At 67.1% G+C, this 25,319-nt stretch carries 23 protein-coding genes; 1 reads left to right on the top strand and 22 read right to left on the bottom strand.

The features are described from left to right. Positions 1 to 15: 15 nt before the first annotated feature. The 6 genes from C1878_RS06545 to C1878_RS06520 form a co-directional block, all read right to left on the bottom strand. Complete coding sequence (locus C1878_RS06545; RefSeq protein WP_086414904.1) at positions 16 to 981, bottom strand: hypothetical protein; 966 nt, start codon at positions 979 to 981, stop codon at positions 16 to 18. Positions 982 to 1,022: 41 nt separating this feature from the next. Continuing rightward, the gene (locus C1878_RS06540) at positions 1,023 to 1,607 is read right to left on the bottom strand and encodes a hypothetical protein (RefSeq protein ID WP_114557709.1); all 585 of its coding nucleotides are present in this window, start codon (positions 1,605 to 1,607) and stop codon (positions 1,023 to 1,025) included. A 59-nt stretch (positions 1,608 to 1,666) separates the two neighbouring features. Next, on the bottom strand, positions 1,667 to 2,611 hold the full coding sequence (locus tag C1878_RS06535; RefSeq protein ID WP_086414902.1) for a hypothetical protein: 945 nt from the start codon (positions 2,609 to 2,611) through the stop codon (positions 1,667 to 1,669). A gap of 118 nt (positions 2,612 to 2,729) precedes the next feature. After that, positions 2,730 to 3,686: a hypothetical protein gene (locus C1878_RS06530; RefSeq protein WP_114600852.1), complete on the bottom strand. Its 957-nt coding sequence runs from the start codon at positions 3,684 to 3,686 to the stop codon at positions 2,730 to 2,732. 95 nt (positions 3,687 to 3,781) lie between these two features. Next, the gene (locus tag C1878_RS06525; RefSeq protein ID WP_114600851.1) at positions 3,782 to 9,685 is read right to left on the bottom strand and encodes an SNF2-related protein; all 5,904 of its coding nucleotides are present in this window, start codon (positions 9,683 to 9,685) and stop codon (positions 3,782 to 3,784) included. A 200-nt stretch (positions 9,686 to 9,885) separates the two neighbouring features. Beyond that, positions 9,886 to 10,185, bottom strand: coding sequence for a TnpV protein (locus tag C1878_RS06520; RefSeq protein ID WP_086414899.1), 300 nt, complete (start codon positions 10,183 to 10,185; stop codon positions 9,886 to 9,888). A gap of 511 nt (positions 10,186 to 10,696) precedes the next feature. Here C1878_RS06520 and C1878_RS06515 point away from each other — a divergent pair. Then, complete coding sequence (locus C1878_RS06515; protein ID WP_114557712.1) at positions 10,697 to 11,824, top strand: hypothetical protein; 1,128 nt, start codon at positions 10,697 to 10,699, stop codon at positions 11,822 to 11,824. On the opposite strand, the gene C1878_RS06510 is transcribed toward C1878_RS06515, so the two are convergent. The 16 genes from C1878_RS06510 to C1878_RS06435 form a co-directional block, all read right to left on the bottom strand. Next, on the bottom strand, positions 11,821 to 12,489 hold the full coding sequence (locus C1878_RS06510) for a hypothetical protein (protein ID WP_086414897.1): 669 nt from the start codon (positions 12,487 to 12,489) through the stop codon (positions 11,821 to 11,823). The genes C1878_RS06515 and C1878_RS06510 overlap by 4 nt on opposite strands. 15 nt (positions 12,490 to 12,504) lie before the next feature. Beyond that, complete coding sequence (locus C1878_RS06505; RefSeq protein WP_086414896.1) at positions 12,505 to 13,629, bottom strand: hypothetical protein; 1,125 nt, start codon at positions 13,627 to 13,629, stop codon at positions 12,505 to 12,507. Positions 13,630 to 13,644: 15 nt separating this feature from the next. Further along, a complete protein-coding gene (locus C1878_RS06500; RefSeq protein WP_227791155.1) occupies positions 13,645 to 14,766 on the bottom strand; it encodes a hypothetical protein in 1,122 nt (373 codons plus the stop codon). A 237-nt stretch (positions 14,767 to 15,003) separates the two neighbouring features. Further along, positions 15,004 to 15,333 carry an integration host factor, actinobacterial type gene (gene mihF, locus C1878_RS06495; protein WP_086414894.1) on the bottom strand — a complete coding sequence of 110 codons (330 nt, stop codon included), beginning with the start codon at positions 15,331 to 15,333 and terminating at the stop codon, positions 15,004 to 15,006. Between the two features lie 43 nt (positions 15,334 to 15,376). Beyond that, on the bottom strand, positions 15,377 to 15,670 hold the full coding sequence (locus C1878_RS06490; RefSeq protein ID WP_114557713.1) for a hypothetical protein: 294 nt from the start codon (positions 15,668 to 15,670) through the stop codon (positions 15,377 to 15,379). 918 nt (positions 15,671 to 16,588) lie between these two features. Beyond that, the gene (locus tag C1878_RS06485; protein ID WP_114557714.1) at positions 16,589 to 16,894 is read right to left on the bottom strand and encodes a helix-turn-helix transcriptional regulator; all 306 of its coding nucleotides are present in this window, start codon (positions 16,892 to 16,894) and stop codon (positions 16,589 to 16,591) included. Positions 16,895 to 17,556: 662 nt separating this feature from the next. After that, positions 17,557 to 17,937, bottom strand: a complete 381-nt coding sequence (locus tag C1878_RS06480) for a DUF192 domain-containing protein (protein ID WP_114557715.1) — start codon at positions 17,935 to 17,937, stop codon at positions 17,557 to 17,559. Between the two features lie 25 nt (positions 17,938 to 17,962). After that, on the bottom strand, positions 17,963 to 18,829 hold the full coding sequence (locus C1878_RS06475; RefSeq protein ID WP_086414890.1) for a type II secretion system F family protein: 867 nt from the start codon (positions 18,827 to 18,829) through the stop codon (positions 17,963 to 17,965). Positions 18,830 to 18,855: 26 nt separating this feature from the next. After that, positions 18,856 to 19,746, bottom strand: coding sequence for a type II secretion system F family protein (locus C1878_RS06470; protein WP_114557716.1), 891 nt, complete (start codon positions 19,744 to 19,746; stop codon positions 18,856 to 18,858). Between the two features lies 1 nt (position 19,747). Further along, the gene (locus C1878_RS06465; RefSeq protein WP_052106160.1) at positions 19,748 to 21,088 is read right to left on the bottom strand and encodes a CpaF family protein; all 1,341 of its coding nucleotides are present in this window, start codon (positions 21,086 to 21,088) and stop codon (positions 19,748 to 19,750) included. Continuing rightward, entirely contained in the window at positions 21,078 to 22,388 is a 1,311-nt protein-coding gene (gene cpaB, locus C1878_RS06460; protein WP_114557717.1) for a Flp pilus assembly protein CpaB, read from the bottom strand. Before cpaB ends, C1878_RS06465 begins: the two co-directional genes overlap by 11 nt. A gap of 39 nt (positions 22,389 to 22,427) precedes the next feature. After that, positions 22,428 to 23,060: a pilus assembly protein TadG-related protein gene (locus C1878_RS06455; protein ID WP_035585867.1), complete on the bottom strand. Its 633-nt coding sequence runs from the start codon at positions 23,058 to 23,060 to the stop codon at positions 22,428 to 22,430. After that, the gene (locus C1878_RS06450; protein ID WP_035585868.1) at positions 23,060 to 23,551 is read right to left on the bottom strand and encodes a TadE family protein; all 492 of its coding nucleotides are present in this window, start codon (positions 23,549 to 23,551) and stop codon (positions 23,060 to 23,062) included. The genes C1878_RS06455 and C1878_RS06450 overlap by 1 nt, the downstream gene beginning before the upstream one ends. Position 23,552: 1 nt before the next feature. Next, positions 23,553 to 23,978, bottom strand: coding sequence for a TadE/TadG family type IV pilus assembly protein (locus tag C1878_RS16565; RefSeq protein WP_052106161.1), 426 nt, complete (start codon positions 23,976 to 23,978; stop codon positions 23,553 to 23,555). A 38-nt stretch (positions 23,979 to 24,016) separates the two neighbouring features. Then, positions 24,017 to 24,793 (bottom strand): hypothetical protein, encoded by a 777-nt coding sequence (locus tag C1878_RS16560; protein WP_035585869.1) that lies wholly within the window; start codon positions 24,791 to 24,793, stop codon positions 24,017 to 24,019. Positions 24,794 to 25,016: 223 nt separating this feature from the next. After that, positions 25,017 to 25,259 (bottom strand): hypothetical protein, encoded by a 243-nt coding sequence (locus C1878_RS06435; RefSeq protein WP_035585870.1) that lies wholly within the window; start codon positions 25,257 to 25,259, stop codon positions 25,017 to 25,019. Positions 25,260 to 25,319: the final 60 nt, after the last annotated feature.

Raw genomic sequence — 25,319 nt, 5'->3', positions numbered from 1 at the left:
GGCGTCCGCCGCTGGTTACTGATTCTTATGCCCTCGATATGCCGGCCGCGCCGCCGCGCCGCCGAATGTGGCGCGCGCCGCAGCCGCGGCCGTCTCGGGAGGGTCGATCGGGTGCGAGATGCGCTGGCAGCGCTGCGCGATCTGGCGCAGGTAGGGCGAGATGTCGCGCTCTTGCTCCCTGACCGAATCGCTAGGTGCCGGGATATAGACACAAAGGGGGTCGACGAAAGCGCGGACGACGGGCGATGAGCTGGCGAAGGCACGGACTTTACCGATATCCGCATCGATGCCGTCCACGTAAAGCTCGATTTTCCCGCCCAGTCGGTCGATCTTCTCGAAGGTGACGGGTTCGTTGACGATTGCCGCGGCCGGAATCGTGCGGACGGTGAGTCCGAACGAGGGGCCGTCTCCCAGGCGGCAATGGGACACATGCAACGCATTGCCGTCGCCCGACGGCCAGAACATCGAATTATGGTGCGCGGTCACGTCATATACGCCCCTGTAGAAGTTATCCGCCTGGGAGCTGCCGAGACCGAGGTCGAGACGTTCCGCGCGGATGGAATCGACGATCTCCCTCCATCCATGCTCGATGAGACGGTCCCGGACATGCGCGATTTGCCCGATCGCGGTATCGATGTTCTCCTTCGTCGCGGGGATAGGGTAGTCAAGCGACTCCTCCAGGATCCCGGCGATATCGCCGCGGCGCCAGCGGCAGGCGATGACCTCGTCGTCGTGGAGCCTGCCTTCGTTGGGGGTGTAGTCGCGGCCGACGCGGTGCTCGAAGACGACCTTGGCGCGCGTGATGTCGCCGAACGGCGTTGCCCTGGCCCAGGTGCGCGATCCGCGGTGGTAGCCGCTCGTGACGAGATAGGGCATGTCGGTGCCGCCTCGGACGTCCGAGTGGGCGTCGTCGGTCAACGCGACCAGCGCGCAATCGCTCCACTTGTCATACTCGAGGACGATATGCGGGACGGTCTCCATTTCGATACTCCAATCATATTGCCGCGGGCGGTGTGGCGGCCCTATTGTTTCTTGCAACTTCGTCCGAACTCGGCTCCATCGCGATTCAGCGCGGCTTTGGCGGCTGCGGCGGCCATGGCTTGCGGCTCGCGTGGGCTTTCCCTCTGTCCGAGATTTATCGGTGCGTGGAGCCTGCGGTCTTTCTCGAGCCGGAGGTTCGAGTACCGCTTCTGTGCGGCGTAATATGCGGCGCTGTTGTCCTCGGTCCCGCCGAGCCCGTGGACGTGGCTCATGTGGGCATCGACGAGTGCGGTCATCGCCGCGCCCGCCTTCTCGATTTCGTTTGCGAGCTCCGCATCGGTGAACCCGCGGATATCCGACGTGGCGGAATCGTCCAGGCGCATGGCCCCGTCAAGCGAGTATTCCCGCCCGCGCAATCCCTCGTAGGCGAGTTTCGCCTTCACGATGTCGTCGAATAGCGTGCAGTCCTCCCAGTTGCGAGTCGGATGGTCGTATCCCATGGCGACGACGTAGGGCGTGTTGTACCCGTCGAGGGCCGGCACGACCCCGTCGACGGCGCCGGCGATGAGGGCGCACCCGGCGACGTCGTCGTGCTCGAGGACGATGAAATCGATAGTTCCATCCATATCGAAACTCCCAAACGAAAAAACGTCGCGGCAGGCACCGCCCGCCGCGACAATGGACCTCAGCGCTTGTTGCCGACGAGCTCGACGGCGCCCTTCGCGCCGCCCTCTGCTGCCGACAGCGCGGCCGCGGCGATTGCCTGCGGGTCGCGGGGCTGCTGCACGGCCGTGCGAGCGTCCTCGGTCACCTTGCGCAGCGTCGGCGCGAGGTCGGGCAGATCGCCGTACAGGTTGTTGACCCCGAAGCGCTCATCGAACCTATCGACCGCGACGCGGTTGGCGAAGGCACGGATAGCCTCGATGCCGTCGAAGCCGTGCTTGTGCACGCACAGCTCGCGTTTGCCGCCCAGGCGCTCGATATCGTCGACGGTGATCTCGCTGTCCCCGATGAGGCCGGCATCGATCTTGTAGACCGCCAGGTCGCCGTCCTCGCTGTCCACGGCAGATGTCATGACGAACGCGGCGTCCCCCTCGCTACTCGGCCAGACGACGGCCTCGGTGAAGTTCGAGAGCCCGAAGGCGTCCCTGTAGAAGTCCACGCCCTGTTTGGTCGATAAGCCCAAGTCGAGCTCGTCTTCGACGATGATGCCGCCGATGGTCTCCCAGCCGTCCTCGATGGAGCGGTCCTGGAAGTTGTCATGTGCCATGAGCTGCCCGATTGCGGTATCGATGTTCTTCTCCGTGGCAGGGATGGGGTAGGCGAGGTATTCCGAGAGCGCCGCCGCGACATCCTCGCGGCACCATCGGATCGTGCAGAACTCGTCATCGCGCAGCTTGCCCTCCGCGAGCGGGTATGGATGGCGGCACGAACGCTCGTAGTCGATCTTCGCCTCGGCGATATCGGTGAAGTAGTGCCCGGCGCCCCAGGAACGGGACTCGAAATCGTATCCGTCGGCGACGATGTAGGGCGATGCGTGCCCGCTCAGGACGGGCTCGCGGCCGCCCGACGTGGCGACGACGAGCGCGGTGCGCGTGTTCTCGTCGTATTCGAGGACGATGTGTTCCATGGCGAAACTCCTTAGGCGGTCCGGCGCGCAGAAGGCGCCGGCGATGCGGATATTGCCCTGATGATAGGGACGCTGGCCCGCCGTGTGAACGCATGTTCCCGAACGGGAAGGGCCGCCCCTAGAGCGCCGGCCCGCGCCCGGCGGCCTCTCCCTGCAAGGTCGATCCCGCGGCCCTCTTGGCGCCGCGCGCCTGCGTCTCGGGATCGGTGAGCGACAGGGAGCGCTCGCGCGCCTCGGCGGCGAGGCGCGCCACGAGGCAGGGGTCGGCCGTGTTGGGCGACAGCGTGGCGCACGAGGCGGCGAGGGCCGCGTCGGCGAGCCGTTTGGCCCCGTCGGCCCCTGCCGGGACCTCGCGCATGCGGTTCCTCGGGTCCTCGGCGGTATCCTCGAAGCCGAAGAACGCGCGCTCGTCCTCGCCCTCCGAGATCGGCCAGGCGGCGCCCTCGATCAGGAGGTTCCCGTCCTCGAGCACGTCGGCGCAGATGGCGCCGATCTCGGCGGTGTCGGTGCCGCCGATGCCGATCGTCGCGGTGAGGATGCTGTCGGTTGAGGCGATGCTATCGGGACTGTTCGCGGCGATACGCCGCGCCCCCGAGATCGCCGCTCCCGCGGCGGTGAGCGCGGTGCGGTACAGCTCCGGGCTCGACAGCCCGCGCACGAGCGCGGAGCGGCAGCACCCGGCGAGCGTGTAGGAGTTGGCGGCCGGCGCGATCCCGGCGGGGAACACCGGGATTCCCGGCGTGTTAGCCGTGAGGACGGGCGAGGCGGCGGCGAGGCGTTCGAGCTCGAAGCGCGTGGGCGTCTCGCAGAGCAGGTCTGCCAGCGCGTCGGCCACGGCGTCGAGCGGGTCGCCGGCGATGCGGCACCAGGTCGGGACGTCGACGGCGATGCACGCGGCGTGCCCCGTCAGCCGGTCGAGCTCGAGGTCGATGTCGCGCCCCTCGACCCTGTTGAGCGTATATACGCCCGCCCCGCTCGTGACGGGGCAGGTCAGGATGCTGGAGTTCTCGCGGGAGATGATCGTGTAGCGCGCGCCGTCGCAGAATACGGCGGAGTCGATTTCGAGCGGCTGCATGGCGTGTCCTTTCGGTTTCAAAGGGGACAGGGGGCCGGAAACCGGCCCCCTGTCGGACGTGTCCTTAATGGCGTATACCCTAAAAGCGCCCCGGCTTACATGCCGGCCTTGTGCTTCTCGCCGCCGTCGAGCTCCTCGCGGACGGATGCCGCCGCCGAGCGGCGCGCGGCCTCGTAGACGTCGTCCGGGCCGCCGGACGCGATACCGTTGGGCGATGCCGTCGCCGCATCATGCGTGGCGGAGTCCTCGCAGATGAGCCCTTGGCGGCGGAGCTCCGCCACGCGGGCGGCCTCGCGGGCCACGTCGTCGGCCGCGGCCGCGCGCTCGTGCTCGCGCTCGGCCTCGCGCTCATCTTCGACGCCCTCCTCGATCGCGGCGGCCTCGGCCTCGGCGCGCTGCGCCTGCTCGCGCTGGCGCTGCGCCTCCGCCTCGATGCGCTCCTGCTCGAGGACGGCGAGGCGCTGTTCGGCCTCGTCGAGCTCGGCCTGCTTGGGGAACGGCTCCCTGGCGGCCTTCTGCGCGTCGGCGAGCGCGTGCTGCGCTTCGCGCAGCTTCAGCTCGATCTCGGCGGGGCCCTTCGCGTCCCGGGCGATGATGCGGTCCATCTGGGTAAGCACGGTGAATGCTCCTTTCTCTCCGGAAGGGAAGACCCTGTCCGACATGTGAACGTGCTTGGCGGCATCGACCGCCAGGCCGATATAGGGCAGCCAGTCGTCGTCGAGGACGCGCTGGCGGCGGCACACGACCGAAAGGCCGCGGTAGGTTCCGATGATCTCCTCGCAGCCGGGTCGGACGCCGTAGGCGGCGCGGCGCAGCGCGCGGATGGCCTCCTCCTTGTCGGCGATGTGCGTGCCGCCGACGGTGAGGGAGCTGTCCTTGGAGCCGAGCGTCTGCTGGCGGACGAGGTCCGCCTCCGCGAACGGGATCTCGTCGTCGGCGAGCATGTCGCGCTGGGAGGTAAGCGCCTCGACGAGCGGGCGGTACTGCGTCTCGATCTTGTGCTGGACGTCGGCCAGGCCCTCCAGGTGCGATGCCATCATGAGCTTGAGCTGGCCGATCTTGTTCTCGACGTCCATGCGCTCGGCCACGGTGGGGTCGCCCTCGGCGATCTGCTTCATCTGCGCGAGCGACAGCACGGTCTCGTCCAGGTCGTCCATGGTGCGCACGGGCGACTTGTTCGTGAAGACCTGGCTGATGAAGCGCTGCTTGCGCTCGACGATGGAGTACAGGTAGCTGTCGAACGTGCCGGTCGAGACGTAGCGGAAGTCGTGGACGTGGTCGAAGCCGTTGCCCTGGCGCACGATACGCCCCAATCGCTGCTCGAGGTCGGACGGTCGCCACGGGCAGTCGAGGTCGTGGATCGCGGCGAGGCGCGTCTGCACGTTCGTCCCGGTGCCGAGCGTCGTGGTCGAGCCCAAAAGGATGCGGATATCGCCGCTGCGCACCTTCTCGTACAGCGCCTCCTTCTGCTTCGACTTGCCCTTGGCGTCGGTCACGCAGGCGATCTCGGACTCGGGGACGCCGGCCTCGATGAGGCGGCGGCGCACGTCGTCCTGGATGTTCCAGCGCCCGGAGGCGGGCGTGGAGGAGTCTACGAACACGAGCTGCGCGCCGCGCTCGGCCTCGGTGCGCCTGCGGATGTCGAGGATGTTGCGCACGCACTCGTCGACCTTGCCGCCGGAAAGCGGCTCCATGTCGGGGTCTTCCTCGAGGTAGAGCAGCTTCGGGTCGAGCGCGACCTTCCTGCCGTCGCCGGTGATCTTGAGCATGTTGTCCATGCTTGGGTCGCAGCCGGCGTGGACCTTCTCGCCGCGCTCCACCAGCGCCTCGACCTCGGCGAGCTGTTCGGGCGTCGCCGGGACCGCAACCGCGTGGCTCTCGAGCTCGGGGAGGTCGAGGTCGAGGTCGTCGGCGGTCATGATGTCGCTGTAGCAGTGGAACGAGCTCATGAGCTCGGGGAGGTTCTGGAACCTCGCGAAGCGGCGCTTGATGTCAAGGCCGCCGCCCTCGGGCTTGGGCTCCAGGGTCTCGGTGACCTCGCCGAAGGTCTTGGCCCACGCGCTGAAGTTCGAGACCCCCTGGCTGTCCAGCAGGTTCGGCGAGAGGTAGCGCTGCATGTTGTAGAGCTCGGCCATCGTGTTCGTGACGGGCGTGCCCGTGGCGAACACGATGTTGTTGCCGCGTCCGTTGCCGCGCAGGTACTCGCACTTCATCAGGAGGTCCTCGCACTTGGCCGCGTCGCTGGTCTGCATGCCGGGCACCGATCCGCCCGACACCGCGAGGTTCTTGAAGTAGTGGGCCTCGTCGACGAAGATCGCGTCGCAGCCGATCTCCTCGAACGTCGCGCCCTCGAGCGTCTTGGTGGCGTTTTTCTTCTCAAGCGATTCGAGCTTGCTCTTGAACTTGTCGCGCACGCCCTCGATCTGCTTGACCGAGAAGTCCTTCTCGCCGGCGCCGTCCGAAAGCTCCAGCAGCCTGGACTCCTCGAGCTCGTCGATGCGCGCCGTGAGCGCCGCCTTCTGCGCCCCGTAGGACATCTGGAGCTTTTCGAAGCGGCTGAAGCCGACGATCACCGCGTCCCAGTCGCCCGCGGCGGCCTGCCCCCAGAACCGGCGCACCGAGTCGGGGCTTTTCGCCGCCGCGTCGGTGAGGACAAGGAGCTTCGCGTCGGGGTAGAGCTTGAGGTAGTCGGCGGCCCACTGCTCGGTGAGGTTGTTCGGCACGACGATCATCGGCTTGCGGGCTCGCCCAAGGCGCTTGAGCTCGTGCATGGCGGTGATGCCGGTGAAGGTCTTGCCGGCGCCGACCGTGTGCGCGATCAGCGTGCCCTCGCCGTCCTGGATGATGCGCGCCACGGCGTCGCGCTGGTGCTTCCTGAGCTGGATGTCGGGCGACATCCCCGGCAGCGACAGGTAGTCGCCGCTGTACGCGCGCGGGGCGACGCGGTTGAGCTTTCGGTTGTAGATGTCGGCGAGCATGGCCGCGCGGTCCTCGTCCTTCCAGACCCACTCGCGGAAGGCCTCCTCGAGCTCGCGGCGCTTGGCGTTGGCCGCGGCCGTGGCCACCGGGTCGGGGATCTTCTTCTTGGACTTGCCCGCGGCCGGGTTGTAGTCGGGGTTGTCCTTCTCGATCTGGATGAGGCCGCCGTTGAGCGCGGCGGTGAGGATCATGAAGCAGTTGTAGGAGCCCACGCCCCACTTCTTCGCGATCGACTCGTCCATGCCGCCGCTGGCGGACGTGACGCTCCACCTGCCGGACACCTCGGAGTAGCGGACCTCGAGGCTGCGCGCCTGGGCGGCGGTCTGGTGGCTGCCGCGCTCCCTGCTCGCATCGCCGTAGCCGATCTGGAAGGTCTCGAGCGCGAAGTCGCGGATCACCGACGCGGGGACCCAGGAGCTTCCGAGCTGGCAGGCGATCTGGCCGGGCACGAGCTTGACCGGCTGGACGGCCTCGAGGCGCGATTCGAGGCGTTCGAGCGACGCGACGCGGTCCGCGTCGGCGGGCTCGACGGCGAGCTTGGCGGCCTCCATGAAGCGGCGCCTGTGGTCGCGGAAGCGCTCCAGGCCCTCCTCGGTGGCGAGCTCGGACAGCGACGCCGGGGTGGCGGCGTGCCAGCTGCTCTGGTAGTAGGTGCGGCGCGCGGGCTCGAGCAGGTCGATTTTCATCACGCACTCATCCGAGCACTGCTTCCGCTGGATGCGGAACAGGTACTCGACGGCGTCCGGTGCCGCCCTGAGGGCGCGCGCGACGCGCATGCCGTTCTCGATTGCCGACTCCCTGGCCGAGGGGCCGCCGTACATCGGGCGTTCGGGGCGCTCGATCTCGACGCCGGCGACGGATTGGAAGGCCTCGAGGTAGTCCGAGCCGTTGTAGGGCTCCGCGCCGCCGGCGGCGAGGAAGGCGCCAAGCTCCTCATCGGAAAGGCCGCTGTCGCAGACGAGGTATTTGATCGCGTAGGCGGGCGTGGCCTCGAGCGCGCCGCCGGCGCCCCCGGAACGGAAGTTGCCCAGCCCGCGGGCGAGCTGGTCGAGCAGCGGGTTGCCGGTGGAAACGCTCCAGCGTCGCTCGTCGCAGTCCGCCAGCCCGATCGGGCGCGGGCCGTCGTAGGCCTCGAGCGCGAGGGGGATGAGTGCCGGCCAGCAGGCCCAGTCGATGCGGCGGGCGCCGCGGTCGAGGCCTTCGACATGCGCAGGGCCGTCCACCGCGAAGCGCGAGGTGGTGGGGTTCAGGCTGCTCTCCCACAGGTGGGTCTTGCGCAGCTGGTCGAGCGCGTCGTGGGCGCCGCCGGTCAGGTTTTCGGCGTCGACGGCGAAACCGAGGTGTTCGTTCCAGGCCTGACGGGTCTGGCGCTCGGCGCGCCCGCGCTCGGCCTCCAACAGCTCGCGGACGTGCTCGAGCTTGCCGCCCACGTCGCCGGAAAGGTACTCGTCGGCGGTCATGATGTGCGACGGGTCGTCGGGGTCGGCGACCACAAGGTCGCCCAGGCGCTCGAGGGCGGTCGGGATGTCGGTCTCCATGAGGTCGGCGAGGAAGTCGATATCGACCCCGCCGCGCGCGTCGATCGTGACGGCGAGCGCGTCCGACGGGTTGCCGACGTGCTCGGGCGTGGGCGCCTCGGGGGTGACGAGGCGCTTCTTGAGGATATCGGCCTTGTCGGTCACGTTGCCGTCGGAGTCCACCTTCTCGAGGCTCAGGAGATTGAGTGCCAGCGAGTGGTCCGTGAACCCCTTGGAGGGGAACACGGCGAGATTCTTCTTGGAGTTGATGCGGCCGAAGCGCTCGAAGAACGAGTCGTATTCGGCGGACAGCTTGGCGATCGCCTCCTGGACCTCGTCATCGTCCGCGGCGGGGTCGCGCTCGAGGGCGAGAAGCGCGCGGGCGCCGTCGCGCAGCGATAGCATGGCGCGGGCGCGCTCGGGGCCGGTCTTGCCGCCGCCGGGGGTGAAGGGCTCCACGGCGTCTTCCGTGCCGTACCAGATCGTGCCGTCCGCGGCGACGGAGAACTCGAACTTCGTGGGCTCGGTCGGCGTGACCGAGATTCCGGCGTGCTCCTGCGCCGCGGCCATCTCGACTGCGCCGCCCTGGTCGACGCTGTCGCGCAGCAGGTCGGAGACGCGCACGCCGAGGGCGTCGGCGCCGCCCTTGAAGCTGACGCCGAGCGTGGGCCCCATGGGCCCGCTGACGATCGACATGTCGCCGACGGCGCGGCCGGGATGCTCGTTGAAGTATCGGCTGATGTTGACGGTGTCCTCGAAGGGCGAGGTCTCGACCCACTCGGGAAGCTCGTCCCCGGCAAGCGCGATGGGCTCGGGGCGGCGGCGCAGCAGCAGGATGTCGCTCAGCGCCTCGGTTCCCGCCTGGCGCTTGAACGTCTCGGCCGGCAGGCGCACCGCGCCCAGGAGCTCGGCATGCTCGGCCAGGGCGCGGCGGGTCGCGGTCGAGTTCTTGTCGAGCGTGTAGCGGCTGGTGAGCACCGCGACGATGCCGCCGGGGCGCACCGCCTCGACGCTCTTCTTGATGAAGTAGTCGTGGATCGGCATGCCGTCGATCTTGATATCGCCGCTGTAGGGCACGTTGCCGATGGCGGCGTCGAAGGATGCGGGGGAGACCCGGCACTCCTCGAGGCCGGCCGCGGTGATGTGGGCCTCGGGGCAGAGCGCCTGCGCGATGCGCGCCGAGATCGGGTCGAGCTCCACGCCGTGGAAGTCCAGGGCGAGGTCGGCCGGCGCGAGACGCATGAAGTTGCCGGTGCCGCAGCCCGGCTCGAGGATCGCCGCGGGCGTGTCGCCCTGGCCGATGCCGGCCTCACGCAGCGCGTCGTAGATGGCACCGATCACGGACGCCGGCGTGTAGAACGCGGTGAGGACGGTATGGCGCTGGGATGCGAACTCGTCGTCGCTGAGCAGTTCCTTGAGCCTGTCGCGGATCTCGCCCCACTCGCCCTCGGCCTTCTCGGAGAAGGCCTTCTGGGCGCCGCCCCAGCCGGAATAGGCCTCCATGGCGGCGATCTCCCCGGCGGTGGCGCGGCCTCGCTCCTCGGCGGCGGCAAGCGCCTCCAGGGCCGCCAGGTTCTTCCTGGCTCGCGTGATGGGGTTGCTCGCGCACTGCGAGTCAACGCCGGCGGCGGGATCGATGGGTTCCGCGGCTTCTGCCGCGGCGGGCTCATCGATAGCCGTCGGGGTCTCGGCCCCGGAAGTCTCTACATGGCCTCGATGATTTCCTTGATAGCGATCTCGGTCGCCATCGCCTCGGCGGAGTTCGCCTTCTTGATGAAGCTCGGCAGGTCGTTCGAGCGGAGTTCCGTCGTCGCCCCGCACGACTTCATGCAGCCCGGCGTGAGCTCGCTGATCCTGTTGCGGTACGCCGTCTCGATCTGCTCGAGATAGGATTCCGTCTCCCCGGACGCCTTCAGCTCGGCTACCTTCTCCGGCAGGTTGTCCAGCATGAACTGGTACCTCATGCCGCGGATCCCGGTGTACGGTTGTTTCAGGACGGCCATCTTCGTCTCCCTTCCGAGATGCGTCGGCGGGCGGCTCGCCCGCGATTTGGTTTACATAAGACCGCGACTCGGCGGCTTTGTCAACGACATTCTCCGTGTTTTCAGTGACGGCGAACAGAAAGTCGTCGGTCATGGCGAAAAGGGAGAGCTGCCCTTCTGCCTGAAGCGTCTTGCGGGAGCGGCGCGCCATCGGTGCCTCGCCTTCTTGGTCGGTTGTGCGTTATCCCAGACACCGTAACCCCATGGATTGAGCGCGCCAACGCGCTTTCCCGAACGGGAAGCGCCGGCCCGGGTATCGTGAAGTTAACGATTGACGTTGGCAAGAAGTAACTGCGGAACTGAAATTGCCTTTTATTCGTGGGTACGATTGCGAATATCGACAGCGGCTATCTCGATTGGAGCTGTTTGGTAAATGACCAGAAGCGTATTCATCGCAAGGAATCGGAGCACCGGCTTCCATTCACTGCTCGAGGTGGTCGGATCCGGCAATCCGGCACCAACGACGAAACCCATGGACTTCGAGCTAGCCGAACGCCTGCTTCGCTGGGGCACGCTCGACGAGCTTGTCTCGGCCATCTCGGAATCGGAACCGCTCATCGACCGCAGTATCTATAGAGAGGAGAGCAGAAGGCTTTCCATCTCCGATGCCATCGAGATCGTCGAAGAGTCCGTTAACGGGGAACACGGCTTCGGACGTTGCAGCGAGAAGTCTCTTTTCCTTCAATTGTGCCTTGAGGGGACGTCTGCGACGGGCAGCGCATCTTCGCTTTATCCGTCCCGGGCCTCCGTCTCGCGCGACATGAAAAGGCACGGCCTCATCGAATCTGGCGGGCTCGCCGAGCTGAAAAAGTGGAGGGAGGCCGATCCTGGGTGCGCCGTCGTGGTCGAACCCCTGGAGGATATCGTGCTGTGCCGAAACCTCGGGTCGTTGGTGCTGAGGCTGATGGCGAACATCGCCGCCGGGCACGATGACGTTCTCGAGAGAAGCGGTTTCAGGCATTTCGACGAAATGCGCCGCCGTCAAATCGCCGGAAAGCTCATGGGTTCCTGCTGGGTCTTGCCCTTCAAGCACGCCCCGTCTATCGACATGACCCTCAACTACTCGACGAGGCGGTTTGGCAACGTCTTTGCCTATATGGTCGCCGACCCTCTCGAGACGCGCTTCCTCGATCTAAGACCCAAAGGAAACGGAGATCTTTTCGGCTCGGTTCCCAATGCGATCCTGATGGCCGCGCGGGACGGCGCCGCCGCGCCGTTCTTTGACATCGGCTGGAAGCCGGAGATCGAGAGGACCAAGCTGTATCTGGGCATCGACGACGGCGGCTCCCAAAGGGAAGAGGCGGTTGCCTTCGTGGAGTCCGTTGCCGAGATGTTGGCGGGGCTGACGACGAAGGACGGCGATCTGCTCGGATGGTCTGTGAACGCGCCTTCCATCTTCGACGACGAGCCGGCACCCAGATACAGTTTCCACTCGACGGCGGCTGCGATGTTCGGGGCTATCTTCTACCGATACGGCTGTGTCCCCACGACGTGCAAAAATTGCGGAAACGGCATCTTGGTTAAAACCAAGGGGAAGAGGCGCGAGTTCTGTTCCCCGTCGTGCAGGACGCGGTACTCGAACCGAAAGGCGGGACCCTAGAGAGATCCGCCTTTCATCCTCGCGCTGCGGCCTCCGCCTTCATCGGTACGTGCCCCGTGCTTCGCCGCGACCGTCGCCTGCTTGGCGACGATATACGGTGCGCAGATCTCGCCGGGCTCGATCTCCAGGACTGCGGGGCTCGCCGTATCGGCTGCCGGGTGTTTCCTGGCAATGGGAATCCTGTCCTGGTTATCTACCCGTGAGGCATCCCGTTTGCCCTTTAGATCGAGCAGGTACGCTTCATCACATTCGGAGAAGACCGTGCAGATTCCGCCTTCGGAGAAACGCTTGCGGTAATGCTTGAGGGATGGCGAGGGCGTGGCATTCTCGTCGGAGAAGGTCTGGAACTCCGTGACGAGATTTGCGCCGGACGGCCAACGGCACTCGAAAACGATGTCCGATATATATTCGGGCGGATCGGGCCACGTGCACTCAGCATCGGCCAATCTCAAGATGACCGTCTGGCTCGTTGTGGCCGGCTCCTCGAGATCGTATTGCGAGGTCACGACCATGAGGCCCAACTGGGGCGAGAATACTGCGATATCGTCTCCGCCGATCAGCTTCACGGCATCTGCCGCCGGGGTCTTGAAAGCGGAAAACATATCCGAGACGGACTGCACTTCCAGGATGTCTGCTTCTCCAACGTCGCAATCGTGGAAAGCCATCCCACACACCTCTTTCTACCTGTGTACCTTGATGTCTGCGCTTCCGGTCTCACCGGCATGCGCTGCCGCCTTGGCGGCTGCCGCCATGGCCGCGGGGCTCATGCCCTTTGCGGGCGCCTGCGCGAAGGCATCGACGGCCGCGCCGATCTTCGCCTCGATCTCGTCGCAGCGCGCGGAAACCCTCTCGCACTCCTCCTTGACGTACTTGAGTGCCGCCGGGACGGGGACGCCGAGCTCGCGCATGGCGGTCTCCGCCTCGGCGGAGAGTGCCGCGAGGTCGAAGTCGCGGGCGAGCCTCGCGCTCGGCATGTCGTGTCGGATGGAGACCGTGGAGCCCCCGAACGAGAGGGGGGAGGACTGGAAGCCGTGCCAGCCGAGGCGCCTCGAGCTGAAGGTGAGGATGGTGCCGGTCTGCGGTCGCGCGGTCGCGCAGAACCCGTCGGCGAGCGTGCAGGAGATCTCGATGTCGCGCCCGTGGACCGTGACCGTGCCGAGCTCGCGGGACCTGTCGCGGCCGAGCGTGCGGACGACGTTGAAGTCATCGGTCATCAGCCGGTCGAAAAGCTCGACATCGACCGACGATGCGCGAAGCTCCTCCATGCTGTCCAGAAACGCCAGGATGCTCTCGCGCGCCTGCATGCCCAGGCCCTCGATGAGGGGGCGGGAGCGGTCGAGTCTGGCGATATCTACGAGCGTGAGGTCCTGCATGAGGCGGCGCGCGTCCACCTCGCTGATCGAGGTCCTGAAGTTCTTGCCGATCCACTGCGACGCTGCGAACGGGTGTCCCGCGAAATCGATCATCGAGGCGCCGGCACCGCCGAGCTCGATGCAGTTGCGGCGTACCGATTCCGCCATCGACTTCGCCGCGGCGTCGATCGCGTGCGCGTCCCGGCCGTCGGCGTAACCCTCGGCGACGCGGTCGAGCGCGAGCAGGCGGGCGCCGGCGAAGATCTCGGCGGTGGGGTAGATCGCCGCGTCGGCGACGCCCTCGCCCAGGCCTTCCAACGTGCCGTCGTGGCAGATGAGTGCGCCCGAGATGCGGTCGATGGAGGCCTCGCTGCAATCGAAGCCGCCGTGCTCTGACTGGAAGGCGAGGCAGATGTCCTCGCCGTCCGTCATGGTTGCGTGTTTTCTGGTCATGGTAGCTCCGGGAGTCTAGTGCTTGGGCCCGCGTGCCTGCGCGGGCTCCTCTTCGGCGGGCTTGGCCGCGGGAACGGCCTCGATGATTTCCTTGGCGACGGTCCACAAATTGATGCCCTCCGTGGCGCGCATGCGGAAGTCTTCGTCGAAGTACTCGGCGTCCGCACGCGCATGCTCAAGTGCGGCCTCGGCGAGCATGGTGCCGATTGCCGCGATGGGGTTCTCGTAGACGCCCGACTCATCGACATAGCCGTATTCGATCAGCTCGTCGATGCTCTCCACGAGACAACGGCCGAATCCCTTGTCCAGGCTGTGGTACTCATCGAGGTAGGAGGAAGCGAGTTTGTAATGATACCTGGCATCGCCGTGGCCGCTCTCCTTCCACTCCAGGAGCTTCCCCTTGGCCTCGGCGAAGGCGGCCTCCATGGGATTGATGGCCTCGGGCAGCTCGGGCATGTCCTCGAATTTCATATCCGCGAGCAGACGTCCGAGCGCGCGCTGGTTCTGCTCGGTGGCGACGGCGAGCGCCCCGAGGAGCACCGGCAGGTCCTCGCCCTTGAGCTTTTCATAGAACGCGAGCTTGTCGAGCGCGATAGAGCTGTCCTCGGCGCGGCGGCACGCCTCCAGCGCCTCGCGGTAGGGGTCGAGATTGTCCAGCTCTTCGCCCACGCGGTCGCGAACCTCTCCCAGGGCGAGCTCGGATGTCTTGCAGATGGGGGAGGTGATCAGGAAGAAGCCCGCATCGTCGGAGAGTTGGAAGGACAGCGACTTGCGCCCGTCCTTGTACTCATGGATTCCGGCGGTCCATCGCCCGCCGGACATGTTGGCGGCGAGTGCGGCCATGCGTTTGGTGGACTGTACGAGCTGATCGTCCAGCTCGAAGCAGGTATCCACCTCCTCGCCGGAAAGCCAGAGTTCGGCCGCCTCGCGGTTCTCGAAGGCTTCGCACAACCAGGTGTTGCGTTCGAAATCGAACGCCTCCCAGGTGGCGAAACCGAGCTCGTTGCCGCAGCTTCGGACGAGAAGTTCGCCGGTCTCGGCTTCCGTTCCATGCTCGACGGTGCGCGTGGCGTCCTCGCCGTAGAGCGAGGCCATGCGCTCCGCTTCCTTTTTGTCGACGGCGTCGTAGTTCCACATGGCGGTCGATCCTTTCATCGGGCGCCCTCCGGCGCCGCGGGTATATTCGCCCTCGATGCTATCCGCGCTCGGCCCCGACCGCCCCCGCGCCCGTTCATGTTTCCCGAACGGGAAGCACTCATCCGCACCCCAGACACCCTGGAACGCGAAAGGAAAGAGCCGCCGCCCGATGGGCGACGGCTCCAGGGCCTCGCATATGGTTCCTCATTGCCCCTTGGGGCAACGCAGCGTGCGCACCTACCCGAAAAGTTCGATGAGCTTTTCGGCCTGTCGCTGCCCGATGCCCGCGACGCGGCGGGACTCCGCGATGCCGATTGCGGTCATGGCGCTTTGCGCCTTCGCCGCGCCGACACCCGGCAGGGCCATGAGCAGACGCTTCGCCTTGATGCGCCCGACGACGGGGGTTTCCTTGCCATCGGCCAGGGCGGTCGCGATGGCCACTTCGCCCGATTTGACGCGGTCAAGGTACTCGGCGCGCGCGCCGCGCATCTCGGCGGCTCGCTTCAGCGCGGCGGCCCGCTGCTCGGGGGTGAAGTTGTTCCCGAAGGCGGCCTTCTTCTCGGTCATGGTCGTTTCCTTTCTGTCCTGCGGCATCGCGGTCGCGTACCGCCTAGAGCCATTCGACTACGGTATCGCCGGAATGGACCGAGGCGAAATCGACGCACAGGGTCCGGCGGCGTGCCGACTGCGTGTGCCTGCCGTCGTTCACGGTGAAGATAGCGAAGCTATCGAATACCTGCGCAAGCGTGCAGCGCACCTTCGCGAGGTTCGCCGCGGTGCCGCGTTTCGAGCCCGTGTGTCCCGAGATAGTCGCCCGATGGCCCAACTTGCCCGAGAACTGTTCGCGGTATTCGGCGATCGTCAGCCGCCCGTCCCTCGCGGGGTCGCACTCCCATCCGAACAACTACACCGCCCCCATGCCAAGCATATGGGCACCGCGTCCGGCGGCAAAGTCGATGATCGGCTTCATAGATGCTCACGCCTTCCAGAGGTCTTTCAGATACGGCAGGAGGTATACCCCGCAACTGCCTAAAAGATGCGCTCAGACCGCAAAAACCTTACATCCTCGACCGGATATGGAGAAATGGGGCCGCTAGATGGAACGCCGCGCCACAAGGTAGAATCGATAGCAAGCGGAACCCGTTCCTTATGTCACACCTTGGGAACGCGGGCAACGCAGGTGCGCGCCCCGGGGCCGGGCGAAAACGGCCCCCTCCCTTCCCTCAAAAACATCTCCGATTGCAAGCGTCGGCCTGCCGAAATCGGCGGGGCGGCCATTCCGCTCATCCGCAAGAGACCCAAGGGCGATATGTACCCGGACGCCATGCTCCCGGGCTGCCGTCAATCGTCTCAACGGATCATCGTCAATCGTCCCAACGGATCATCGTCAATCGTCCCAACGGATCATCGTCAATCGTCCCAACGCAGCAGGTAGATGACCGTATTTAATTGTCTGGAATTGAGGGGGGGCGACGCACCCCGTGAGCAGGCGGGCGGCGGGGTTGTCGCAGTAAAAATGGCCGGGGGTGCAGCCCGGCCTTTAAACCTGAAATCCGCATCGCCCGCGTAACTGGCTAGCAACCTGCGCAGGGTCCGCTTCGTTCACCCGTGATTCTACCCGGTGGACCGGAGTTGATACGCAGATGCCCGGGGTGGAGCCCGGGCATCTAACTAAACCAGAAAACTAGGCCGCCCGCGCTCCTTGTCGCTCACACGGGGACGCATTGTCTTCTACGGCCATCTTACCCAACTCCGGCAAGGTATAGACGCGCCCTCAGATTCTACATTTGAGCATATCGACCTCGGCCGTCCGCCGATCTCCCTAGTGCTTCGCAAGTGCGGCGATAAGCTCGGCGCGCTGCGCTTCCGTGAGACTGTCCGCATTGCGGGCTACGTGGTGCACGGCGTCATTCAGCTCCTGATCGCAGGAGGTTCCGATGATGTCCGACGGTTCGACCCCGAGGGCGCGCGACATCGCGGCGATCGTGGCAGGCCACGGCAGCCGCTCGCCGTTGACGTACCTGCTCACCGAGGCCGGTGTGGGGCCTGCCGCCTCGGCAAGCTCCTTTTGACTCATACCCCGTTCCTTAAGTAGGGCAGCTAGGTTCCATCCGATCAATGTAGCCATTCGTCGCTCTCTCCTGTTTGGCGATATAAACCGCCTATCGGTAATCCCGATAGATATGGTTCCCAAAAAATGAACCCTAATAGGCCATCACGGCCTATTTACAGCCATTCCAGAAGATGCCCAGTTAGCAACGCAAGATATCGCGCAGATCGTTTTGACAATCGTTAGCAGCCGTTTTTTCAATAGAGACGAGCCCTAGCGCGTTGCCATTCCTCAAGCTGATATAATCCTCTACTTCCTCCCGCACATTTCCAGACCTTTTACCCCGAATACCCCGAGCTCACACCCACAAAAAATGGCCAGCACCGCATCCGCGGCCCCGACCGTGAAACACCCTGTGTATCGAGATGTAGTCCGCCCGCTCAGGCCCGCCCGGCGAACCCTCCGCATATCGACGGGGCTAATACCCGCCAAGGCCCCGATCGAGACTCGAGAAGTCCGGGACCCTATCAGCTCCACAGGGCGAAAGTCCCGGTCCACACCATCTCCAGCCGATCGCCAGCCGAAGCCGGCCGCGAGGCGTTTCCCACATCCGGCGGCCCTACGGGACGGATGGGGTCCCTCCATGCCGCCACCCATGGAAAACGCGAAGGCAAACCGGGCGCGATACCCAAAAGCCGTCTGCCTACACAGGCAGACGGCGGCATTGCGGCCGAAATCGCCTATTTCCTCTTCTTCGGGCGCGCGATCTCGGCCGGTCTGTCCGCGGGGTCGAACGACCCGGCGCGGAACTCAACGCAGCCGGTGGCGCCGCGCGGCGCGGCGAAGAACCGCCAGGGCTTGAGCGCGACATCGAGCGATACCGCCTTGAGCTCGCCGGGCTCGCCTTCGCGCACCCAGACGACGTCGATGGGCACGCGCATCATGCAGGTGTGGATCGACCGGCAGCCGGGGAAGTAGAGCCCGCAGGCCTCGGGCACCTCGCGCTTGAGCATGAGCCCGCAGAAGCGCTCGAGAAAGCCCCGGCAGGTATGGGTGAGGATCGGGACCCTCTTGCCTGAGGCCGTGACGGCCACGGCCTCGTCGAGATATCTATCGTTCATATCGGATGGCTCCTTGATCGGAAGGTTAGAAGAACTGACCGAGCTGTAGGATCATCGGCGCGAGCATGAGCATGATGATCGAGGGCAGCATGAGCAGAAGCATGGGGAAGAGCATCTTGGTGGACAGCTTGTTGGTCATGTCGTCGACCCTCAGGCGGCGCTCGGTGCGGACGGACTGCGCCTGCATGCGGATGATGTCGACCAGAGAAGATCCCGCGCGCTCCGCCTGCACGAGCGATGCCGTGAAGAAGGTGATCGAGTTCACCTGGGCGCGGTCGGCCAGTCCCAGCAGGGCCTCGGAACGGCTCGAGTAGGCGGCCTCCTTGGCGACGCGGGCGAAGGCCTCGGCGATCGCCCCGTCCATGCGGGTGCCGACCGATGCCAGCGCGCCCTCGAACGACGACCCGGCCGAGATGCAGATGGCCATGAGGTCGAGCGCGTCGGGCAGCTGGCGGTCGAGCTCGTCGCGCCATTCGGCGCGGCGGGCGAGCAGCCACGCCTGCGGCGCGGCGAGCCCGGCGACGGCGAGCGCGCCCGCCGCTGCGAGCCCCTGCACGCCTCCGACGAGCGGCATGGCGATCAGCCCCGCGGCGGCGCCAGCCGAGAACGACGCCACGCGGATGGCCCAGAACGACGCGGCGGGCATGGTGACGCCGGATCGCGAGAGCATGTCGCGCGTGGCGTCGGCGACCTTCTCGCTCATGGGGACGTAGCGCGTGACGCTGTAGGTAAGCGTGTCCAGGCGCGTCTCGCCGCGCCGGCGCCGGCTCGGCCGCTTGACCGGGCCCGACTCGATGCCGCCGAGCCGCCTGAGGCCCAGAAATGACAGCAGGCCGGCGATCGTCGCGGCGCACAGCGACAGCGCGACGCCGCGCAGGATTTCGATGTTCACAGTGCTTCCAATCTATCCGGCGCCGCCTAGTCGAGCTTGACGTCGCCCATCTTCCTCATCATGAGGTAGGCGAGCGCGTCCAGCACGACGGCCAGCGCGATAAGTGCCCAGCCGGAGGGCTGGCTGTAGAACTCGCGGTGGGAAGGCGAGATCGCGAGCAGCGCCGCCATCATGAAGACGGGCAGGCCGACCATGATCTGCGACTCGATGCGGTTTAGAGAGGTCTTAGACTTGATGGCCTTGCGTGCCTCGACGCGGGCGCGGACGGTCTGGCCGACGTTCTCGGTGATGTCGGCGAGCGAGCCGCCGGTCTGCTGCGAGATGTCGACGGCCGTGGCGAACAGGCGCAGGTCGCGGCTGCCGGTGCGGTCGGCGACCTTGTCCAGCGCCTCGGGCACCGGAGTGCCGGCGCGGATATCGGAGGCCAGGCGCCTGAACTCGGACTTGATGGGGTCGCTCATGTTCTCGGCGACCGGCCCGATGGCCTGGGCGACCGACGACCCCGCGCGCAGGTTCGACGCGATCAGCGGCATAGCCTGGCCCAGCTGCTCCTCGAACTTCTTCTTGCCGGAGTCGCGGCGGATCTTGAGGTAGACGGGGAACCCGGCCGCGGAGACGGGCAGGAGGAGCAGGGACAGCGGGCCCACGCCGAGCGCGAGGGCGCAGAGCGCCGGCAGAGTGGCCGTCGCGGCCCACACGATCTCGGCCTCCTGGACCGACAGCTGCGGGGACGCCTGCTCGCAGACGGAGACGAGCGCCGCGGCGACCTTTCCGCTCGGCCGCTCTTCGACGGCCTCTGCCCCGGCCGCCTCGCGGGCGATGCGCCCGCGGCGGGCGAGCACGAGCATCGCGATGCCGAGCGCGAGGCCGGGAAGCGCCGGCAGCAGGTTGACGAGGTTGGATTGCGTGCCGCCCATCCTAGAACACCGCCTGGGGGTTGAACCAGTCGTCATCGACGAAGACGCCCTCGTTCGCCATCTTCTCGATATGGCGGCGCATGAAGCGCTCGCCGGTCGGGACGAACCAGCCGGAGTGCTCGGGGTCGTTCGGGTCGTGCTCGAAGCGGACGATCGGGGCGATCGTGACGACGTCGCCCTGCATGCCCTGGACCTCCGCGATCTCGGTCACGCGGCGCACGCCGTGGGAGCGCTCCGTGTAGATGATGAAGTCGATGGCCTGGCTGATGTACTCAAGGATCTCGCGCGACGACATGCCGGTGTTCGCCTGCTGGACGAGCGTGCGCAGGCGCGTGGGCACCTCGCGGCAGTTGTCGGCGTGGATCGTGGTGAGCGAGCCGTCGTGGCCGGTGGTCATGGCCTGGAGCATGTCGAAGGCCGCCGCGTCGCGGCACTCGCCGACGATGATCCGGTCGGGGCGCTGGCGCAGCGCGTTGGTCACGAGGTCGCGGTAGTCGATGCGGCCCTTGCCCTCCACGTTGGCGTCGCGCGTCTCCATGCGGGCGACGTGCGGCTGGTTCAGGCGCAGCTCGGGCGTGTCCTCGATGGTGATGATGCGCTCCTCGGGCGGGATGTAGAGCGAGATTGCGTTGAGCAGCGTCGTCTTGCCCGATCCGGTGCCGCCGGCCACGATGGTGGACATGCGGCCCTGCACGATGGCGCGCATGATCTCGAGCATGCGGCCGTCGAACGACCCGTTGGCCATCAGTGCCTCGGGGGTGAGCGCGTCCTTGCGGAACTTGCGGATGTTGATGAGGTGGTGGTCGACCGCGACGCCCTTGAGCACCGCGTTGACGCGCGAGCCGTTGAAGGGCGTGCCGGGGCGGACGATGGTGCAGTCGCACAGCGGCGAGGCCTCGTCGCAGCGGCGGTTCATGCCCGCGGCGATGCGGTCGATGGTGAACTTCACGTGGTCGTCGTCCTCGAAGTGCACGTCGGTGAGCATGAGCCTGCCGGAGCGCTCGATCCACACCGAGTCGGGCCCGTTGACCATGATCTCGGAAAGCGATTCGTCGTACAGCAGGTCCTCGAGCGGACCGAAGTAGTACAGGTCGTTGATGGCCGCGCGCAGCACCTCCTGGTAGGCGTCGTCGGCGATGCGGCCGGTCTGGTCGATGAAGCGCTCGGGCACGAGGTGGTAGAACGCCGGGTCGTCGATGATGGGGCCGATGACCGCGGCCGCGTCGCGGTCGCGTCGTGCCGCGTCGCCGTCGGGCTGCTCGGTCTGGTTGTCGGATGAGAGCTGTTCACGCGCGGCGCGGTATACGGCGCGCTCGAGCGCGATGAGGTCGCTATTCAGCATCGCTTGCCCCCTCGGCGGTCTGCGGGATGGCCGTGAGCGTCACGTTCGGGTTCGCCACGATGGCCGCGGCCTGGTCCTCGGTGACGTCGAGCGTCACGAGCGAGTACCCGGCGTCAGGCGAGCCGGACAGGGCGGAATCGAGGGCGATGATCTTGACGTTGGCGCACACGGTCTCGGCGCTCGATGTCGTTCCGTCGGAGACGACGGCCATGACGTTGACGCGGTCGCCGACGCGCAGCAGCGGCGACAGGCTCTTCGAGGAATCGAGCGACAGGGCGATGGCCACGTGTCCCTCCTCGATGGCCGACGTGATGTGCGCCGGCGAGCTAGATGCCTGGAGGGAGGACAGCGAGATGGAGGTCCCGGCGGTCTGCGTGGTGAGCGAGGTGTGGTTGGCGACATCCGAGACCTTGGTCGCGGCGTCGGTCGGGCAGTACGCCTTGGGGACGGCCTGCGTCTCGAGGTCGGCTTCGGTGATGGTCTCGCCGGCGGCGACGTCGCGGTTGGTCACGACGACGTTGACGGTGTTCGCCTCGTTCTTGGCGATGATCGCCGAGGACTCCGCGACCCGCATGCCGGAGAACACGGTGGCTCCCACCGACACGGCGATGGCCGCGGCGGCCACCACCGTGAGCGCGCGCGTGCCCTTCGAGGGGCCGGCGGGGGCGGGCTTGGGCGCTGCGCGGCGCGGCGCGGTCGAGGGATCGCGCCCCTCGGCGGGCTTGGCGTCCTTCTTGCCCTCGGCCTTGCCGAAGCGCCCGCGGCGCTTCTCCTCGCGCTTCTCCTCGCGGCTACCGCCGCGCTCCTCGGCAGCGGCCTCGGTTTTCGCACCGCGGTCATCGCCGGCGTAGGCCGGGCGGCTTGGTTCGGGGCGGTATGCGCTCTCCTGCGCGGGCTCGTGGCGGTATGTATTCTCCTGCTGGCGAACGTCGGCCTCCATGCGGCGGGCGTCGCGCGCCTCGCGGCGGGGTGCAGGGGCTCCCTGCGGCGCGGACGGGGACGCGGGCTGCGGCGTCGGTGCCGATTGGCGCGGCGCGGGGCCGTGCTGGTCCTCGTAGGCGGGGCGGCCCTGCGCGGGTCGCTCGTCGCGGCGCTGCGGGAAGGGCGCCCCCTGCGGTGCGGACGGGGCGCTTGCCGATGCCGCGGGCATGCCCGTGATGGGGTCGATGGTACCGCCCGCGGCGGACTCGAGGCGCGCGAGGTCGGCGCCGATCGCGTCGGCGCGGCCGAAGTCGCCGCGATTGATAGCCTCGGCCCTCATGGCGCGAAGTCGCTGGATCTCGTCTCGGTTATCGTTCATGTAGCTTGGTTCCTTTCTCGGGGACGGCCGCCGGCCGTCTCAGTCTCCGCTTTCCCCGCTGCCTGGGTTTCCCTTGGCCGCCGCCACGCCGCGCACGGCGTCGAGCAGCGCGCCCGGGGCGTCGGCGAGCCGGGCCGCCGTCTCCTTGCGGCCGGTCACGGTGCCGTCCTCGAACGTGGCCTCGAGGCTCCCGTTGCCGACGTCCGCCGGCCGGTACACGTTGCCGGTCGAGTAGGGATGGATGGTCCAGACGGCCGTGGACCTTGCGGTCAGCTTGTCGCGGCCGGCGAGTTTGAGGAAGGTGGTCTCCGTATCGTTGGAAAGCCTCACGTAGACGCCCGCGTAGCGGTCGTTGGCGCCCGACTCCGACTCGGGCAGCTCCGCATACCAGATCTCGGCGGTGCCGGTGTATCCGTTGCCCGAAAGCAGCTCGACGACCTCCTCGCGCGCCTCGCGCCCGGGGTTCTCCGAGTACTTGACGGCGTTCGACATGCCCAGCGACGACTGCCGGACGGCCTCGAGCACGGCTTCCTGGCCGGTCTTGGCCGAATAGGCCGTGCTGACATCCACGCCGAGGCCCACCGCGATGAGCAGGCAGCTGATGGCCACGACGAAGATGACGGCGACCTGGCCGGGAAGGCCGCGGGCGCGCAGCGGTTTTCGCGATGCCATCACAGCACCTCCCAGTCCGTATAGGTCGTGTAGCTGTGCGAGACGTGGCGCGTGAGGACCGTCTTGCGCCCGAGCGAGAGCGGGTCGTTGTACTCGTAGGCGATATCGGCCTCGACGGCGACGCGGCGCGTCTCGGTCCTGAGCGTCGAGGCCCCAAGGTCGCTCGCGATGGAGTCGCCGTCGTTGACGGCCCCGCTGGTTTCGGTCTTGACGCTCGCGTTGGTCACCGTGAGCCTGCTCTTGTCGAGGTCGGTGCCGCCGCAGACGAGGTCGCGGACGAGCTCGTTTCGGTCTTGCTGCTGCCATCCGGCGGGGAGCGCGTCGGCGAGCGTCGCCAGCGAGTGCTGGATCACGGTGTTCTGGTAGGAGAGCATCGCGAACGACCCGATGGCGAAGAGGAACGTGAGCAGCACCGGCATGACCAGGATGAACTCGACCGAGCCCTGGCCGGGGAGGTGCACATGCTTGCGTGTCGTTGGAAAGGCTGCCATGTCACGACCTCTCTATCTCTGACCTGATGGACGACGTCTCGGAATGGACCTGCCAGCCGTCGTCGGTGGCGCCCTTCACGCCGAGCGACTTGAGCGGGAAGATGCAGCTGACGTCCTCGACGACCTTGACGGTGACCTTCTCTCGCGCATAGCGCGCGGTGACCGACTTGTCGCCGCTCTTGAGCGTGACGGGCTTCGACGGCGCATCGGCCGAGGTGACGGTGACGCTCGCGGTGTCGCCGAGGGCGCATGCCTCGCGGACGTAGGCGGCCACGGCGTCGTCGGAGGCGGTGGGGTTGGCCGCGGCGTAGCGCGCCCCCTCCGAGCTCGCGGTCTGCACGTTCGCCGTCTCGCGCGCGAGGTGCGTGTAGTCCGCGACGGCGCAGAGCATGATCATGAGAAGGGGAAGGACCAGGATGAACTCCAAGGTCCCCTGTCCGCGGCGTCCGCGTGCCCTGGCGGCGGTCATGAGATCGCCCCCGCGGCCAATGAGGCGATCAGGGCGAGCGAGATGACGGGCGCGAGCGGCATGGCGCTGGTCTTGACTCCGATCTGGTGCGAGCACGCGATGAAGAGGAGCGATGCGGCGCCGAGCGCCGGCACGAGCGTCAGCACGGTCGGCGTTTCGGCGGTGGCGCCGAGCACGCATCCGAGCATGAGGGAGTCGCCGTCTCCCCATTCGCCGCCGACGCGGCGCACGCCGGCGCCGATGGCCCAGGTGAGGGCCATGCCGGCCGCCGTGATCGCGGCGCCCGCCGGCGTCGGGCAGAATGCCAGTACGCAGGAGGCGGCGAGGGCGGCGAGGTGGGGGATCGGTACGATGCGGAAGCGGATGTCGCTCGCCGCGATGGCGAGCGACGACACCGCCGCGACGGCGGCCGCGGGCGACATTGCGGCGCCGGCGAGGCCGGCGGCGAGGTATGCGGGGACCCAGTGGGCCTCGCCGGCGAGCGTCGGGTTGTAGCGGCGGGCGTAGGCCCCGGCCGCGCGGGCGGGCAGCAGGCCCGCATCGATATCGCCCGATGCGGCGAGCGCGTCGATCGTGGAGGGCGCGACGGCCTGGATGCTGATCTGCGGCGCGATGGCGGCAAGCCAGCTGCGGCGCTGCTCGGGGTCCGCGCCCGGTGCGAGCATGGCCGCGTCCTCGCGCTCGTAGGACGAGTAGCGCATGTGCTGGTAGGCGTGCTGCAGGAGCCACCCGGCGATGCCGGTCCCTGCTGCTATCGAGAGTGTTCCGAGCATATGGCTCCCTTCCGCCGCGATAAGTGGTGGGCGCCGGCGTAAACGGTGCGCCCTGCTGCGCCACCGGGCGGTGGCGGTACGGCTGCTAACTATGTACCCAAGCGCGGGACGATTCAGCCCCCCGCCCAAAAATGGGAAGGGGGCTGAATCGTCCCAGCTCAGCGGCCATTTATTCATATGTAGGAATTATGGTGCCGTCGGCTCGGGAATCTATCCGACGTGCCTAGTTGCCGGCATGGGCGCCGTTGACGGTAGTGTTCTTGAGCGTGTTCGCGACGGTGTTGATCTTGTTGTTCATCTCGCCGGACAGGAACACCAGGGCGGCGATCAGTGCGACGGCGATGCAGACGACGATCACGACCCATTCGATGGAGCCCTGCGCGCGCAGGGCCTCCTTGGCGCGGCGCTTCATGTTGAAGACGCCGCATGTGGCGATGGCCAGGGGCTTGGCGATGAGCTCGTTCACGGGAGCCTCTTTCTCTCGATGGCGGCGCGGTGGGCGCGACGCCGGCGTTCCCCCCGCGCT

Origin of the sequence: Gordonibacter sp. 28C (assembly GCF_003339845.1) — a bacterium.
Classification (GTDB): Bacteria; Actinomycetota; Coriobacteriia; order Coriobacteriales; family Eggerthellaceae; genus Gordonibacter.
The sequence above is the reverse complement of the archived record's forward strand: the minus strand, read 5'-3'. Positions and strand labels throughout refer to the sequence as shown.

Bases quoted from the DNA above. Each gene is read 5' to 3' on its own strand.
- C1878_RS06545 (WP_086414904.1), bottom strand. From the start codon at position 981: ATGGAGACCGTCCCGCATATCGTCCTCGAGTATGACAAGTGGAGCGAT.
- C1878_RS06540 (WP_114557709.1), bottom strand. From the start codon at position 1,607: ATGGATGGAACTATCGATTTCATCGTCCTCGAGCACGACGACGTCGCC.
- C1878_RS06535 (WP_086414902.1), bottom strand. From the start codon at position 2,611: ATGGAACACATCGTCCTCGAATACGACGAGAACACGCGCACCGCGCTC.
- C1878_RS06530 (WP_114600852.1), bottom strand. From the start codon at position 3,686: ATGCAGCCGCTCGAAATCGACTCCGCCGTATTCTGCGACGGCGCGCGC.
- C1878_RS06525 (WP_114600851.1), bottom strand. From the start codon at position 9,685: ATGGAGGCCTATTCCGGCTGGGGCGGCGCCCAGAAGGCCTTCTCCGAG.
- C1878_RS06520 (WP_086414899.1), bottom strand. From the start codon at position 10,185: ATGGCCGTCCTGAAACAACCGTACACCGGGATCCGCGGCATGAGGTAC.
- C1878_RS06515 (WP_114557712.1), top strand. From the start codon at position 10,697: ATGGACTTCGAGCTAGCCGAACGCCTGCTTCGCTGGGGCACGCTCGAC.
- C1878_RS06510 (WP_086414897.1), bottom strand. From the start codon at position 12,489: ATGGCTTTCCACGATTGCGACGTTGGAGAAGCAGACATCCTGGAAGTG.
- C1878_RS06505 (WP_086414896.1), bottom strand. From the start codon at position 13,629: ATGACCAGAAAACACGCAACCATGACGGACGGCGAGGACATCTGCCTC.
- C1878_RS06500 (WP_227791155.1), bottom strand. From the start codon at position 14,766: ATGTGGAACTACGACGCCGTCGACAAAAAGGAAGCGGAGCGCATGGCC.
- mihF (WP_086414894.1), bottom strand. From the start codon at position 15,333: ATGACCGAGAAGAAGGCCGCCTTCGGGAACAACTTCACCCCCGAGCAG.
- C1878_RS06485 (WP_114557714.1), bottom strand. From the start codon at position 16,894: ATGGCTACATTGATCGGATGGAACCTAGCTGCCCTACTTAAGGAACGG.
- C1878_RS06480 (WP_114557715.1), bottom strand. From the start codon at position 17,937: ATGAACGATAGATATCTCGACGAGGCCGTGGCCGTCACGGCCTCAGGC.
- C1878_RS06470 (WP_114557716.1), bottom strand. From the start codon at position 19,746: ATGGGCGGCACGCAATCCAACCTCGTCAACCTGCTGCCGGCGCTTCCC.
- C1878_RS06465 (WP_052106160.1), bottom strand. From the start codon at position 21,088: ATGCTGAATAGCGACCTCATCGCGCTCGAGCGCGCCGTATACCGCGCC.
- cpaB (WP_114557717.1), bottom strand. From the start codon at position 22,388: ATGAACGATAACCGAGACGAGATCCAGCGACTTCGCGCCATGAGGGCC.
- C1878_RS06455 (WP_035585867.1), bottom strand. From the start codon at position 23,060: ATGGCATCGCGAAAACCGCTGCGCGCCCGCGGCCTTCCCGGCCAGGTC.
- C1878_RS06450 (WP_035585868.1), bottom strand. From the start codon at position 23,551: ATGGCAGCCTTTCCAACGACACGCAAGCATGTGCACCTCCCCGGCCAG.
- C1878_RS16560 (WP_035585869.1), bottom strand. From the start codon at position 24,793: ATGCTCGGAACACTCTCGATAGCAGCAGGGACCGGCATCGCCGGGTGG.